This is a genomic window from Leucobacter aridicollis (assembly GCF_013409595.1).
In the GTDB taxonomy this organism is placed as follows: Bacteria; Actinomycetota; Actinomycetes; order Actinomycetales; family Microbacteriaceae; genus Leucobacter; species Leucobacter aridicollis.
The window spans coordinates 1489537-1503170 of record NZ_JACCBD010000001.1 but is presented as its reverse complement, the minus strand read 5'-3'; the positions used below and the strand labels follow the sequence as shown (position 1 = coordinate 1503170).

General features: G+C 67.8%; 13 protein-coding genes and 1 tRNA gene. 1 reads left to right on the top strand and 13 read right to left on the bottom strand.

All coding sequences use genetic code 11. From position 1 onward, the window contains the following. Positions 1–194: 194 nt before the first annotated feature. Positions 195–2816, bottom strand: a complete 2622-nt coding sequence (polA, locus tag BJ960_RS06945; RefSeq protein ID WP_121078400.1) for a DNA polymerase I — start codon at positions 2814–2816, stop codon at positions 195–197. A gap of 72 nt (positions 2817–2888) precedes the next feature. On the opposite strand from polA, the gene BJ960_RS06940 reads away from it, so the two are divergent. Then, positions 2889–3353, top strand: a complete 465-nt coding sequence (locus BJ960_RS06940; RefSeq protein WP_185986756.1) for a hotdog fold thioesterase — start codon at positions 2889–2891, stop codon at positions 3351–3353. A 93-nt stretch (positions 3354–3446) separates the two neighbouring features. Here the strand turns inward: BJ960_RS06940 and BJ960_RS06935 are convergent, their stop codons facing one another. The 12 genes from BJ960_RS06935 to hisF all read right to left on the bottom strand — a co-directional run bounded on the left by BJ960_RS06935 (position 3447) and on the right by hisF (position 13629). Beyond that, positions 3447–4055 (bottom strand): ANTAR domain-containing response regulator, encoded by a 609-nt coding sequence (locus BJ960_RS06935; protein WP_042544218.1) that lies wholly within the window; start codon positions 4053–4055, stop codon positions 3447–3449. 153 nt (positions 4056–4208) lie between these two features. Further along, positions 4209–4289 (bottom strand) — tRNA-Leu (locus BJ960_RS06930). A 38-nt stretch (positions 4290–4327) separates the two neighbouring features. Then, positions 4328–5791 carry a pyruvate kinase gene (pyk, locus tag BJ960_RS06925; protein WP_185986755.1) on the bottom strand — a complete coding sequence of 488 codons (1464 nt, stop codon included), beginning with the start codon at positions 5789–5791 and terminating at the stop codon, positions 4328–4330. Between the two features lie 11 nt (positions 5792–5802). After that, a complete protein-coding gene (gene lgt, locus BJ960_RS06920) occupies positions 5803–6741 on the bottom strand; it encodes a prolipoprotein diacylglyceryl transferase (protein WP_185986754.1) in 939 nt (312 codons plus the stop codon). Between the two features lie 122 nt (positions 6742–6863). Further along, positions 6864–7652, bottom strand: a complete 789-nt coding sequence (trpA, locus tag BJ960_RS06915) for a tryptophan synthase subunit alpha (protein ID WP_185986753.1) — start codon at positions 7650–7652, stop codon at positions 6864–6866. Further along, complete coding sequence (gene trpB, locus BJ960_RS06910; RefSeq protein ID WP_121078411.1) at positions 7649–8899, bottom strand: tryptophan synthase subunit beta; 1251 nt, start codon at positions 8897–8899, stop codon at positions 7649–7651. Before trpB ends, trpA begins: the two co-directional genes overlap by 4 nt. Before the next feature lie 54 nt (positions 8900–8953). Then, positions 8954–9724 (bottom strand): indole-3-glycerol phosphate synthase TrpC, encoded by a 771-nt coding sequence (gene trpC / locus BJ960_RS06905; protein WP_121078413.1) that lies wholly within the window; start codon positions 9722–9724, stop codon positions 8954–8956. A 2-nt stretch (positions 9725–9726) separates the two neighbouring features. Next, positions 9727–9960, bottom strand: coding sequence for a DUF6704 family protein (locus BJ960_RS06900; RefSeq protein ID WP_121078415.1), 234 nt, complete (start codon positions 9958–9960; stop codon positions 9727–9729). 93 nt (positions 9961–10053) lie between these two features. Further along, on the bottom strand, positions 10054–10746 hold the full coding sequence (locus BJ960_RS06895; RefSeq protein ID WP_185986752.1) for a Trp biosynthesis-associated membrane protein: 693 nt from the start codon (positions 10744–10746) through the stop codon (positions 10054–10056). Continuing rightward, entirely contained in the window at positions 10739–12349 is a 1611-nt protein-coding gene (locus tag BJ960_RS06890) for an anthranilate synthase component I (RefSeq protein ID WP_185986751.1), read from the bottom strand. The genes BJ960_RS06895 and BJ960_RS06890 overlap by 8 nt, the downstream gene beginning before the upstream one ends. Positions 12350–12418: 69 nt before the next feature. Continuing rightward, positions 12419–12847, bottom strand: coding sequence for a phosphoribosyl-AMP cyclohydrolase (hisI, locus tag BJ960_RS06885; protein ID WP_185986750.1), 429 nt, complete (start codon positions 12845–12847; stop codon positions 12419–12421). After that, positions 12844–13629, bottom strand: coding sequence for an imidazole glycerol phosphate synthase subunit HisF (gene hisF / locus BJ960_RS06880; protein WP_185986749.1), 786 nt, complete (start codon positions 13627–13629; stop codon positions 12844–12846). Before hisF ends, hisI begins: the two co-directional genes overlap by 4 nt. Positions 13630–13634: the final 5 nt, after the last annotated feature.

Genomic DNA, 13634 nt, shown 5'->3' with positions numbered 1-13634 from the left:
GAATGGACAGGATATTCAGGTGGGTGCGTGCCAAAGTGGCCGGAACTGAATTGCTTCGGTTCCGCGAGACGTCCCACACGTGGACATGGTTTAGTCGCCACAAATGTGACAGTTCAGTCTAACGCGCTCGCGACGCGCTCGGCAAGTAGCCGTTCACGGCGCGTCGCCTGTCGGCGGGCGGCGTGTCGGACCGGCTAGTGCGCGGCCGCGTTCCAGTTCGGTCCGTGTCCGAACTGGACCTCGAGCGGCACGAGCAGCTTCGCAGCGCCCGACATGTCGGCGTGCACGATCTCCTGCAGCTGATCCTGCTCGCCCTCGGCGACCTCGAACATCAATTCGTCGTGGATCTGCAACAGCATGCGCGACTTCAACCCGGCCTCGCGCATGTGATCCTCGACGGCGATCATCGCGATCTTGATGATGTCCGCCGCGGATCCCTGAATCGGCGCGTTCAGCGCGGCGCGCTCGGCGTTCTCGCGCAGGATCCGGTTTGGGCTGGCAAGGTCGGGGAACGGCCGCCGGCGCCCGAAGATCGTCTCGGTGTACATGTCGCGCTTCGCCTGCTCGACGACGGACCGCAGGTAATCGCGGACGCCGCCGAAGCGCTCGAAGTAGTCCTCCATGAGCTGCTTCGCCTCGCCAGCGGAGATGTTGAGCTGCTTCGACAGGCCGAACGCCGACAGTCCGTACGCGAGGCCGTACGACATCGCCTTCACCTTCGAGCGCATCTCGTTCGTGACCTCGGCGGGCTCGACGCCGAAGATCCGAGCGCCGACGAACCGGTGGAGGTCCTCCCCCTCATTGAAGGCCTGAATGAGCCCCTCGTCGCCCGAGAGGTGCGCCATGATCCGCATCTCGATCTGCGAGTAGTCGGCGGTGAGCAGCGTCGTGTACTCGGGGGCGTGGATGAAGCCCTCGCGGATCCGCCTGCCTTCCTCCGAGCGCACCGGGATGTTCTGCAGGTTCGGGTCCGTGGAGGCGAGGCGGCCCGTGCTTGCGCCGACCTGCACGAGCGTTGTGTGGATTCGCTGGTCGTCGGCGCCGACCGCCTTGATCAGCGTCTCAACGATCTGGCGCAGCTTGTTCGCGTCGCGGTGCGCGAGTAGCGAGTCGAGGAACGGGTGCGGGTGCTTCTGCTGCAGGTCCGCGAGCGCCGCCGCGTCGGTCGTGTAGCCGCTCTTCGTCTTGCGGGTCTTCGGCATGTCGAGCTCTTCGAAGAGCACCTGCTGCAGCTGCTTCGGCGACGACAGGTTCACCTCGTGTCCGATCGCGTCGAAGGCCCGCTGTTCGAGCGCGCCGACACGTTCGGTGAGCTCGGCGTGGTGCGCCTCGAGCAGGGGCAGGTCGATCGCGACGCCGCGCGCCTCAAGCAGCGCGAGCACCGGCAGCAGCGGAAGCTCGATGTTCTCGTACACCTCAGCGGTGCGGCCCTCGAAGCGGCCAACGATCGCGGTGTGCACGCGCACGATGTACCAGGCGAGCTGCTCGGGGGTGGCAACGCTCCCCTCCTCCGGCACGAGCTGATTCGGATCCCCGACGGGAACCTCCTCGCCGAGGTAGCGGAACACCGCCTCGGCGATCGTCTTCTCGGGCGCGATGGGGCGCAACACCCACGCCGCCAAGAGCGCGTCACCGGCGATGCCGCCGACGGTCGCCCCGGCCGCGCTCGCGACGCGGAGCTGCTGCTTCGCATCGAAGAACACCTTGGGCGCGTCAGACGCGAGCCACTCCTCGAACTGGGCGTAGTCGCGGCCGCCGGGCTGCCACACGAGCTTCACGGTCGACTCCGGCGTGGCGAGGCCAACGTCGATGCCCCCAGCGGTCTCCGAGAGGTAGACCGCTGGCGTGTTCGCCTTTGCGAGCCAGTCGCCCAGCTCTTCGTCGATGAGCAGCCGCGCCTCAGGCAGCGTCGCCCCGATCGCTGCCGGCTTGCCCGAGCCGGTCGGCACCTCGGCACCCACAAGCTTCGCGACGCGCTGCAGCAGGGTGCGGAACTCGAGCTCCGCGAACTTCTGCTGCACGGCGTCCATGTCGACCTCGCCGCGCTTGAGCTCGTCAAGCGTGACGTCGAGTTCGACGTCGCGCACGAGGCGGTTCAGGCGCCGGTTTCGCTCGGCGAGGTGCGCGTTCTCGCGCAGGCTCTCGCCGACCTTGCCGCCGATCTCGTCCTGCCGGCGAATGATCTCCTCGAGCGACCCGAACTGGTTGATCCACTTCACGGCCGTCTTCTCGCCAACGCGCGGCACGCCGGGAAGGTTGTCGCTCGTCTCGCCGACGAGGGCCGCGATCTCCGGGTACTGCTCGGGGCGCACGCCGTAGCGCTCCATCACCTTGTCCGCGTCGTAGCGGGTGAGCTCGCTCACGCCCTGCTTCGACGGGTACAGCAGCGTCACGTTGTCGTCGACGAGCTGGATCGTGTCGCGGTCGCCGGAGACCACGAGCACGCGATACCCGGCGTTCGCCCCTTCGAGCGACAGCGTCGCGAGGATGTCGTCGGCCTCGTAGCCCTCCTTCTCGATCGTGCGGATCCCCATCGCGTGGAGGGCCTCCTGCAGGAGCGGGATCTGGCCCTTGAACTCGACCGGGGTCTCGCCGCGGGTGCCCTTGTACTCGGGGTATTCCTCCGTGCGGAACGAGTGCCGCGAGATGTCGAACGCGATCGCGAGCGAGTCTGGGTTCTCGTTCGCGAGCAGGTTGATCAACATCGAGATGAACCCGTGGATCGCGTTCGTATGCTGGCCCGTCTGCGTCTGGAAACTATCGACGGGGAGCGCGTAAAAGGCACGGAAAGCGAGGGAGTGACCGTCGATGACCATGAGGGTAGGCTGCTGAGTGTTATTCGACACGTACCCAGCCTACAAGGCTGAACCGACATTGAAAGAGTGGCAATGCCAGAGCAGGAAGCAGCAGCCCCCAACCGCTTCGGGGTCCGCCCGGGAACCGACAGCGCCGACATCGATCTTGTCAACGCGCAGGGCCTGGGCGCACTCGCCACTCGCATGGGAATCGTGCTCACCGAGTTCAATCGTGAGCGCGTCGTCGCGACGATGCCCGTCGAGGGCAACACTCAGCCGTACGGGCTCGTGAACGGCGGGGCATACGCGGTGCTCGGCGAGACGCTCGGTTCAATGCACGCCGGCTTCCTCGCGCCCGAGGGCAAGCTGCCAGTCGGCGTCGACATCAACGCGACGCACACGGGCTCCGCGACGGAGGGCTTCATCACCGCGGTCTGCACCCCGATCCACGCCGGCCGATCCATGACCGTGCACGAGATCGTCTGCACCGACGACAACGGCCGCCGCTGCTCGACCCTCAGGATCACGAACTTCTACAAGAACGTTCCCGCCGCGTAGCACTCGCGCAGCGCGCCACCGACGAAAAAGACCCCGCCGAGAGCGGGGTCTTTTTCGTCACGTCGCCCAGTGGGCGTGGCGCGGGCGCGGAGGCTAGTCCTTCTTCGGCCCGAGCTGGTCGATGATCGTCTTCGCGACGTCCTGCATCGTCAGGCGGCGGTCCATCGACGCCTTCTGAATCCAGCGGAACGCCTCGGGCTCAGACAGGCCCATCTTGTCGTTGAGAATGCCCTTCGCGCGGTCGACGAGCTTCCGGGTTTCGAAGCGCTCGGCGAGGTCGGCGACCTCGCTCTCGAGGGCGACGATCTGCTGGAAGCGCGAGAGCGCGATCTCGATCGCCGGGATGAGGTCTGCGGGGGTGAACGGCTTCACGACGTAGGCGAGCGCGCCGGCCTCGGTCGCGCGCTCGACGAGCTCGCGCTGGCTGAACGCGGTGAGCAGCACGACGGGTGCGATGTGCTCCTCGTTGATCTGCTCGGCCGCCGAGATGCCGTCAAGCTTCGGCATCTTCACGTCCATCACGACGAGGTCGGGGCGGAGCTCCTTCACGAGGGCAACAGCGGTCTCGCCGTCGCCTGCCTCACCGACAACGTCGAATCCGTTGTCGCGCAGCGTCTCGACGATGTCGAGGCGGATGAGGGATTCGTCTTCTGCTACGACTACGCGCCGCGGCGCGGTCGGTGCAACACTCTGGTCATTCACAACTCCAGCTTACGTTATCTCGTTTAGATAACTCCGAGATTTCTGCGCGTGGGAGAAAACGGTGAACAAATCGCGTCGAACACACAGCTTCACAACAGATGAGGCCCGCGTGTCGCGGGCCTCAGGGTCGTTACTCGCACGAGCAACGGTTTGTACCGGATGCGGGACTCGAACCCGCACGCCTCTCGGCAGCGCATTTTGAGTGCGCCGTGTCTACCATTCCACCAATCCGGCAAGAGACTCCAGCTTACTGCACTGGAGTCCCGTGTTCGTTATCCCTCCGCGAGCGTGTGCTTGCGCGGGCCGGCCGCGTCGAGGTTTCCGCTCATCTCACCCACACGGTGGATGCGGAGCGTGTTCGTCGTGCCGACGACCCCGGGAGGCGAGCCGGCAACGATGACGACGCGCTCGCCGAGTTCGATGTTGTCGCGCGGCTCGAGCGTCGCGTCAACCTGCGCGAACATCTCGTCGGTGCTGCCGACCCGTTCCATCTCGATCGAGCGTGCGCCCCAGGTGAGCTCCATGCGGCGGCGCGTCGCGACCGACGGCGTGAACCCGATGATCGGGATCGGGGTGCGCAGGCGCGACATCCGGCGGACGGTGTCGCCAGACTCGGTGAAGACGCAGATGTAGCGGGCACCGATGAACTCGGCGACCTCCGCGGCAGCGCGGGTGAGCACGCCACCCTGGCTGCGCGGCGCAGTCTTCATGGGCTCGATGCGATCGAGCGCGTGGTCCTCGGTCGCCTCGATGATCCGGGCCATCGTCTGGACGGCCTCGACAGGGTACGCGCCAACGCTCGTCTCGCCAGAGAGCATGACCGCGTCGGCGCCGTCGAGCACCGCGTTCGCGCAGTCGGACGCCTCGGCGCGCGTCGGGCGCGGGTTCTCGATCATCGACTCGAGCACCTGCGTCGCCACGATGACGGGCTTCGCGTTGCGGCGCGCGATGGCAATCGCCTCGGCCTGCACGAGCGGCACGCGCTCGAGTGGCATCTCGACGCCGAGGTCACCACGGGCGACCATGATCCCGTCGAACGCGTCGACGATCTCCTCGAGGTTTTCGACAGCCTGCGGCTTCTCGATCTTCGCGATGACGGGAAGGCGGATGCCCTCCTCGTCCATGATCTCGTGCACGCGCACGATGTCCGCCGCGTCGCGGACGAACGACAGGGCGATGTAGTCGACGCCGAGCTTCAGCGCCCAGCGGAGATCTTCCTCGTCCTTGTCCGAGAGCGCCGGCACGTTCACCGCGACGCCTGGCAGGTTGATGCCCTTGTTGTTGGACACGCGGCCGGGCACCTCGACGACGGTGTGCACCGTGTCCTCGGTCACCTTGGTCGCACGCAGCGCAACCTTGCCGTCGTCGACGAGCAGCGGGTCGCCGACGCTCACGTCTCCGGGGAGCCCCTTGTGGGTGGTGCCGCAGATGGTGCGGTCGCCGGGGACGTCGAGGATCGTGATCGCGAACTCGTCGCCAACCTCGAGGTCGTGCGGGCCGTCCGCAAACGTGGCGAGGCGGATCTTCGGGCCCTGCAGGTCGGCGAGCACCGCGATCGGGCGCTTCACCTCAACCTCGGCGCGCCGAATGTTCCGGTAGATGCCCTCGTGGACGTTGTAGGTGCCGTGCGACATGTTCAGTCGAGCGACGTTGACGCCAGCACTGATGAGATCCAGTGTGTGGTCGTAACTCGAGACCGCAGGGCCCCAGGTCGCGACAATCTTGGCGTGGCGCATGGCTACTCCTTCTATTCCGCGTTGCCGCGGTTGATCACGTGGTGAAATTCTTCGGGATCCGCAGTGTCCCTGAGGATCGAATCAGCCGGGTTTGACCGGCCGGGCAGGTAGACGCTGGTCTCGATACCAACGTGCCTGCGGCGCTGCACGAGGTAGATGATGACGCCGAGCACAATCGCGAGCAGGGCGGCCAGCACGTTGGTGCGCAGGCCGAGGAACAGCAGGCTCGGATCGACGCGCATCGACTCGATGATCGCTCGGCCGATCCCGTACCAGATGAGGTACAGCGCGAAGAACTTGCCCCAGCGGAGGCGAGTCTTGCGCTCGATCGCGAGCAGCAGGACGATCCCGACGAGGTTCCAGAGAATCTCGTAGAGGAACGTCGGGTGGAACAGAGTCCCCTCGGGCAGACCGATCGGGAATGCCGGGTTCGAGGAATCGATCTCGAGACCCCACGGCGCCGTTGTGGGGCCGCCGAAGAGCTCGTGGTTGAAGTAGTTACCGAGGCGGCCGAACGCCTGCGCGAGCAGGAGGCCGGGCACGAGCGCGTCAGCGAACGAGAGGAACCGGACGCCGGTGAGGCGCGACGCGATGAGCACGCCGATCGCGCCACCGAGGAGCGCACCGAAGATGGCGATGCCGCCATCCCAGATGTTCCAGATCGCGTCCTTCTCAAACGGGTTCCACCACTGGCGGCCCTCCTGGAAGTAGAAGCCCCAGTGGGTGACGACGTGGTACAGGCGGGCGCCAATGATGCCCATGAGCACCGACCACACCGTGAAGTCGAGCACGACGCCACGCTCGGCGCCGCGCGCGGTGAGCCGTCGCCCGGTCCAGATCGCCGCGAGAACGATCCCGAGGATGATCCACAGCGCGTACAGGTGGATGGTCAGCGGTCCGATCTGAAAGAACTGGAAGCTGGGGCTCGGGATACTGAGCGGGAGAATCATTGGCTCCTCTTTCGCGGGCGAATCTAAACACTAGCGGCTTCGAACCGCCGGGCGCGGGCCCGACGCTTGCGCCGCTGAACTCTTGTCTCTAGCCGCGGTCTCCCCCGGCACCGAGATCAATCCTAGCTGGTGGTGCCCTGGGCGATCTCGCGAACCACGGAGGCGAGGCCGTCGACCCCGCCGTCACGCAGCGCGCGCACGAAGACCGTGCCAACGATCGCGCCGTCGGCGTAGTCGAGCGTTGACGCGACCTGCTCGGCGTTCGAGATGCCGATGCCGACGCAGGCGAGCTTGTCCCCCGCCTCCCGCAGCCGCCCGGTGAGCACGCGCGCGGCGGCGTCGAGTTCCGAGCGCTCGCCGGTGATGCCCATCGTGGAGACCGTGTAGACGAAGCCGGTGCTCTGCTCCGAGATCATCCGCAGGCGCTCGTCGGTCGACGTCGGCGCGGCGAGGAAGACCCTGTCGAGACCGACGCGCTCGCTCACCTCGATCCATTCGGCGGCGGCGTCGGGTGTGATGTCGGGCGTGATGAGGCCCGCGCCACCGGCAGCCTTGAGATCCTGCGCGAACCGCTCGACGCCGTACTGCACGACCGGGTTCCAATAGGTCATCACGAGCACGGGCGCGTCGACCGCAGCGGTGACGCGGCTGATCGCTTCGAACAGCTGCGGCAGCCGGAAGCCGGCCTTGAGCGCCGTCTGCGTCGCCTCCTGGATGACGAGACCGTCCATCACCGGATCGGAGTAGGGCACGCCGAACTCGATGACATCGACGCCGGAGCGCGCCATCGCGATCGCGGCCTCAACACTCGTGTCGAGATCCGGGAACGCGACGGGCAGGTAGCCGATCAGGGCGCCCTTACGCTCGCGCTTGGCGGTAAGGATCGCGGCCTCGACGCGTGACGTGCTCATTCGGCGGCCTCCTCGGCAGCATCAAGTTCGGTGCCGTCGAACAGCCCGAAGTAGCGGCCAGCGGTCGCCATGTCTTTGTCCCCGCGGCCGGAGAGGCTCACCGCGATGGTCGCATCCGGTCCGAGTTCCTTGCCGATCCGGATCGCGCCTGCGAGGGCGTGCGCCGACTCGATCGCGGGAATGATGCCCTCGGTCTGGCTGAGCAGCCGGAGCGCCTGCATCGCCTCGTCGTCGGTCGCCGGAATGTAGGTCGCGCGCCCGATGTCGGCAAGCCACGAATGCTCAGGACCGACGCCCGGGTAGTCGAGACCGGCAGAGATCGAGTGCGACTCGATCGTCTGGCCGTCCTCGTCCTGGAGCACGTAGGTGCGCGCGCCGTGCAGCACGCCGGGGCGGCCGCGCTCGATCGAGGCGGCGTGGCGCTCCGTGTCGACGCCGTCGCCCGCGGCCTCGACGCCGTAGAGCGCGACGCCCTCGTCGTCGAGGAACGCGTCGAACATGCCGATCGCGTTCGATCCGCCGCCCACGCACGCGATCACCGCGTCGGGGAGGCTGCCGTTGCGCTCGAGCAGCTGCGCGCGCGCCTCCTCAGAGATGACCTTCTGGAAGTCGCGCACCATCGCCGGGAACGGGTGCGGGCCCGCCGCGGTGCCGAAGATGTAGTTGGTGCGCTCGACGGTCGCAACCCAGTCGCGGTACGCCTCGTTGATCGCGTCTTTCAGCGTCCGGGAGCCGGTCGTGACAGGCACCACCTCGGCGCCGAGCAGCCGCATGCGGGCGACGTTCAGCGCCTGGCGCTTCGTGTCGACCTCGCCCATGTAGACGACGCATTCAAGCCCGAGCAGCGCCGCCGCGGTTGCGGTCGCGACGCCGTGCTGGCCCGCGCCGGTCTCGGCGATGACGCGCGTCTTTCCGAGGCGCTTCGTGAGCAGCGCCTGGCCGAGCACGTTGTTGATCTTGTGCGATCCCGTGTGGTTCAGGTCCTCACGCTTCAGGAAGATGCGGGCGCCGCCCGCGTGCTCCGCGAACCGCGGCACCTCGGTGATCGGCGAGGGCCGGCCAGCGTAGTCGCGGAGCAGGTCGATGAGCTCGGCCTGGAACGCGGGGTCAGCCTTCGCCTCGGCGTATGCGTCAGAGAGCTCGTCGATCGCGGCGATCAGCGACTCCGGCATGAACCGGCCGCCGAAGGCACCGAAGAACGGCCCCTGCTGATCCCTGAGACTCGTCACTGAGGTCTGGTCTGACATTCTCGCCTTTCGGAAGTGGGACGAACGGCGTCGCACTCGGCGCCGAACAGGGTGTTAGACGCTCAAGAACGACGCGAGCGTCGCGATCGGGTCGCTCGTCACGAGCGCTTCCCCGACAAGGATCGCATCGGCGCCGGCCTCGCGGTACCGCACGACGTCGTCAACTCCGAGCACGGCGGATTCGGCGACGCGGATCACGCCGGCGGGGATCTGGTCTGCGACGCGGCCGAACAGGTCACGGTCGAGTTCGAACGTCGAAAGATCGCGGGCGTTCACGCCGATGAGCTGCGCGCCCAGGTCGACCGAGCGCGCGACCTCGTCAGCCGAGTGCGCTTCGACGAGCGGCGTCATGCCGAGCTCGAGCGTGAACGCGTACAGGCGCTCGAGCGTCTCCTGCGGCAGCGCCGCGACGATGAGCAGCACGAGATCGGCGCCAGCGGCGCGCGCCTCGAGGATCTGGTACTCCTCGCCGATGAACTCCTTGCGGAGCACGGGGATGCTGACGGCCTTGCGGACGGCCTCAAGGTCGTCGAGCGAGCCCTTGAACTTGCGTTCCTCGGTGAGCACGCTGACGACGCTCGCCCCGCCAGCCTCATACTGGCTGGCGAGCGCGTGCGGCTCGGCGATCTCCGCGAGGTCCCCCCGCGACGGGCTCGCGCGCTTCACCTCGGCGATGACCCGAATGTGGTCAGCCGGGGCGAGATGCGCGAGCGCGTCGAGGGCGGTGGGGCGCGCGAGCGCCTCCGCCTCTACAGCGGCATACGGCCTGATCTGCCTGCGGGATTTCGCGTCCTCGAGCGAACCCTGGAGGAGCTGATCAAGCACTGTTAGTCGTGTGACTTCGGAGTGTACCGGGGGCCGTTCACGCCGTAGCCGGCCTTCGCCAGGACGAATCCGAGGATCAGGCCGAGCGCGACGACGCCGACGCATACCCAAACGAGGGTGGGCATGTGCAGGAAGAAGAAGACAGTTCCGGCCGCAATGCCAATGAGCATCACCACCACTGCTGTCCATGCCGCGGGCGAATCGCCGTGACCGGGGTCTCCGTGCTGGTTACTCATGTATCTCCTCTGGCAGGTGTGCACATTCGGACGTGTCAATCTTACCGGGAACTCCCAGCTTTCAGCGAATGCGGCGCGCGTGGCGCACGCGTGTCACTGGCGCGGACCGGAGCCCAGCCCCTGGTCGCCGCTGCCGTCGATAGCGTCATCGCCATCGACGAAGTCGTCGTCGCCGTCCGTCGGGTCGTCGCCGTCAGAGAGAGCCTCCCAATCGGAGATCCGGTCCCCCGTCGCTGTGCCAGCCGCACGTGCCCGCTTCGACTCCGTGCTCGACTCGTACTTCCTGCCGCCCTGCTTCCACGCCGATCCGAAGAGCAGCACGAGCACGCCGGCGAGGGCGAGGACGACGCCGACGGCGACCGTGACCGCCGGCCAGGCGGACACGGTGAGCGAGCTCACCAGCGAGGCCTGCGCGTCACCGGCGATGCCGCTGACGCCCTCGAGCGCGCCGCTTGCTCCGTCGAGCGGATTCACGATCGCCTGTACGCCGGAGTACGCGAGTCCGCCACCGAGGGCGACGATCAGCACCGCAATGACCCGACGAAATCCCTTACCAGCGATCGTCAGTACGAGCGCGGCCGCCAGGGCGGCGAGGGCGATGAGCGTGAGTGCCGGGGTGATCTGCTGGCCGGTGACGGTGAGCTCCTCGACCGTGGCGACGCCGGGCAGTAGTGCGATGCTGAGCCAGGCCTGCACCGACGCGAGCAGCGCGGCCGCGCCTGCGAGCACGACGAGCCCGATGAGGCTCCCCTTGCCGGTGAGCTTGCTTCGCTTGATGTCAGACATGCGCTTCCGTTCTCGTCAGGGAGTTGGCGATCGCGATCGCCCTGAGCGGTGCCGCCGCCTTGCTCTGGCACTCCGCATCCTCGGTCTCGGGTACGGAGTCGGCGACGATCCCCGCGCCCGCCTGCACCATCGCGACGCCGTCGCGGATCGTCGCGGTCCGGATCGCGATCGCAAGGTCAGCCGCACCCCCGAGCCCGAAGTATCCGACAACGCCGCCGTAGACGCCACGCTGCACTGGCTCGAGCTCGTCGATGATCTCGAGCGCACGCGGCTTCGGGGCGCCGCTGAGGGTGCCAGCCGGGAACGTCGCGCGGAACACGTCGACAGGGTTCTGGTCGGGGCGAACCTGGCCCTCGACTGACGACACGATGTGCATGATGTGGCTGAAGCGCTCGATGCGCATGAACTCGGTCACCTCGACGCTGCCCGGCTCGCACACGCGGGCAAGGTCGTTGCGCGCGAGGTCGACAAGCATGAGGTGCTCCGCGCGCTCCTTCTCGTCGGCGAGGAGATCCTTCGCGTACTGGTTGTCCTGCTCAACGCTCTCGCCGCGCGGACGCGATCCCGCGATGGGATGCGTCATCACGTGGCCATGCTCCTGGACGGTCACGAGCGCCTCGGGGCTCGACCCGACGACCGAGAACGGCACGCCATCGTTGTCCTCAAGCTGCACGAGGTACAGGAACGGGCTCGGGTTCAGGTGCCTAAGCACCCGATACACGTCGAGCGGGTCGGCGGTGCACTCCTGGTCGAAGCGCTGCGAGGGCACCACCTGGAAGATGTCTCCGTCGACGATGTACCGCTTCGCCGCGTCGACCGTCGCCATGTACTCGGGCGTCGTCGTGAGCCGCTGCGGCTCCGGCAGCGCGGCGCGGTCCAACACGCCAAGCGGTGAAGACTCGGGCGCGGCAAGCGCGGCCTGCAGCGCGTCGAGGCGCCGCTGCGCGTCGGCCCACTGCGCGTCAGCGTCCGCGCCGGCCGCTGGCTCGGTGCCGTCAGATGCCAGCGCGCCGTCGTTCAGCACGTTCGCGATCAGGATCACCGATCCCTCGCGGTGGTCAATCACGACGAGCTCCGACACAAAACTCAGCCCCTGCGTTGGCAGGCCGCTCGGCACGGGCGGCGGCGAATCCAGGCGCTCGAACTGCCGCACGGTCTCCCAGCCGAGATACCCGACGAACCCGCTCGCGAGCGGCGGCAACCCTGGCACCTGCGGCGCCTTCCAGCGCTCGTAGGCGGCGCGCAGGGCCTCAACCGGCTGCAGGTGCGTCACTCCGCCGGGCAGCAGGCGATCCTCATCGAGCGCGCTGGCGGTACCCGCCGGGCCCGCCGCACCGACCACGTGCGTGCTCGGCGTCCACTGCGCGAACCCGTCCCGCTCCCCCAAGACGCCGAAGCTGCCGGCGCCGACGAAGCTGAAGCGGGTCCACACGCCGCCCTGCTCCGCGGACTCGAGCAGGAACGTACCGACGCGCGATCCCGCGACCTTCCGGTAGATGCTCACCGGGGTGTCAGCGTCGGCGAAGATCTCGCGACGGACAGGGATGACGGCGTGCTCGGAGCGTTCGACTTCGAACTCCGCGCGGGTGGTGGTGTTGCTCACGGACTCAGCTTATCTCTCGGGGTATCCAGGTCGTCTGTGCGGGCCGCCGAGCTCCGGCAGGCCGCCGAGCTACTCGGCGTTCGGGCTGCCAACGACGGCAGGCAGCTCACGGCCGTCGAAGCACGTGCGGGTGCCCGTGTGGCAGGCCGCTCCGACCTGCACGACGCGCACGAGCAGTGTGTCGCCGTCGCAGTCGGCCGCGACCGAGCGCACGTACTGCCGGTGCCCCGACGTGTCGCCCTTGCGCCAGTACTCGCCGCGCGAGCGCGACCAGTACGTGACGCGGCCCGTGGTGAGGGTGCGGCGGACCGCTTCGGCGTCCATCCACGCGAGCATGAGCACGTCGCCGGAGTCGTCGTCTTGCACCATCGCGGGCATGAGGTCGTTCGCGCCGAACGACAGCCCGGCGATCGCGGTTTCGACGGCCGCTGATGCTTCGGCCGAAGTCTCGGTCTGCGCGGTCTCCGTGTGCGCGTTCTGCGCGGCGTCCGCGCTCATGCCGCACCGCCAGCCGCGCTCATCCGCACCGTGTGGCCAGCATCCGCGAGCGCGCCCTTCACATCGCCGATCGTGAACTTGCCGTAGTGGAACACGGACGCCGCGAGCACGGCGTCGGCACCGGCGTCAACCGCCGGCGCGAAGTGGTCGAGCTCCCCCGCACCGCCAGACGCGATGACCGGAACGCTCGCCAGCTCCCGGACGCGGCGCACGAGCTCGAGGTCGAAACCGTCCTGGGTGCCGTCGGCGTCCATCGAGTTCACCAGCAGCTCGCCGGCGCCGCGCTCCACGGCCTCAACACACCATTCAAGGGCGTCGAGGTCTGTCTCGCGCTTGCCGCCGTGCGTCGTCACGACGAAACCGCTCGGCGTCCGATCGCTGCGCCGCACGTCGAGCGACAGCACGAGCACCTGCGCGCCGAAGCGGTCGGCGATCTCGCCGATCACCGCCGGGCGGGCGATCGCGCCCGAGTTGATGCCGACCTTGTCAGCGCCGACCTCGAGCAGACGCGCGACGTCGTCGACCTCGCGCACGCCGCCGCCGACGGTGAGCGGGATAAAGACCTGCTCGGCGGTGCGACGCACCACGTCATAGGTTGTCGCGCGGCCGTCAACGGTCGCGGTCACATCGAGGAACGTGAGCTCGTCGGCGCCCTGCTCGGCGTACTTCGCGGCAAGTTCGACGGGGTCGCCAGCGTCCTGGAGATTCAGAAAGTTCACGCCCTTCACGACGCGGCCACCGGCGACGTCGAGACAGGGAATCACGCGTACTGCAACAGACATCTGCG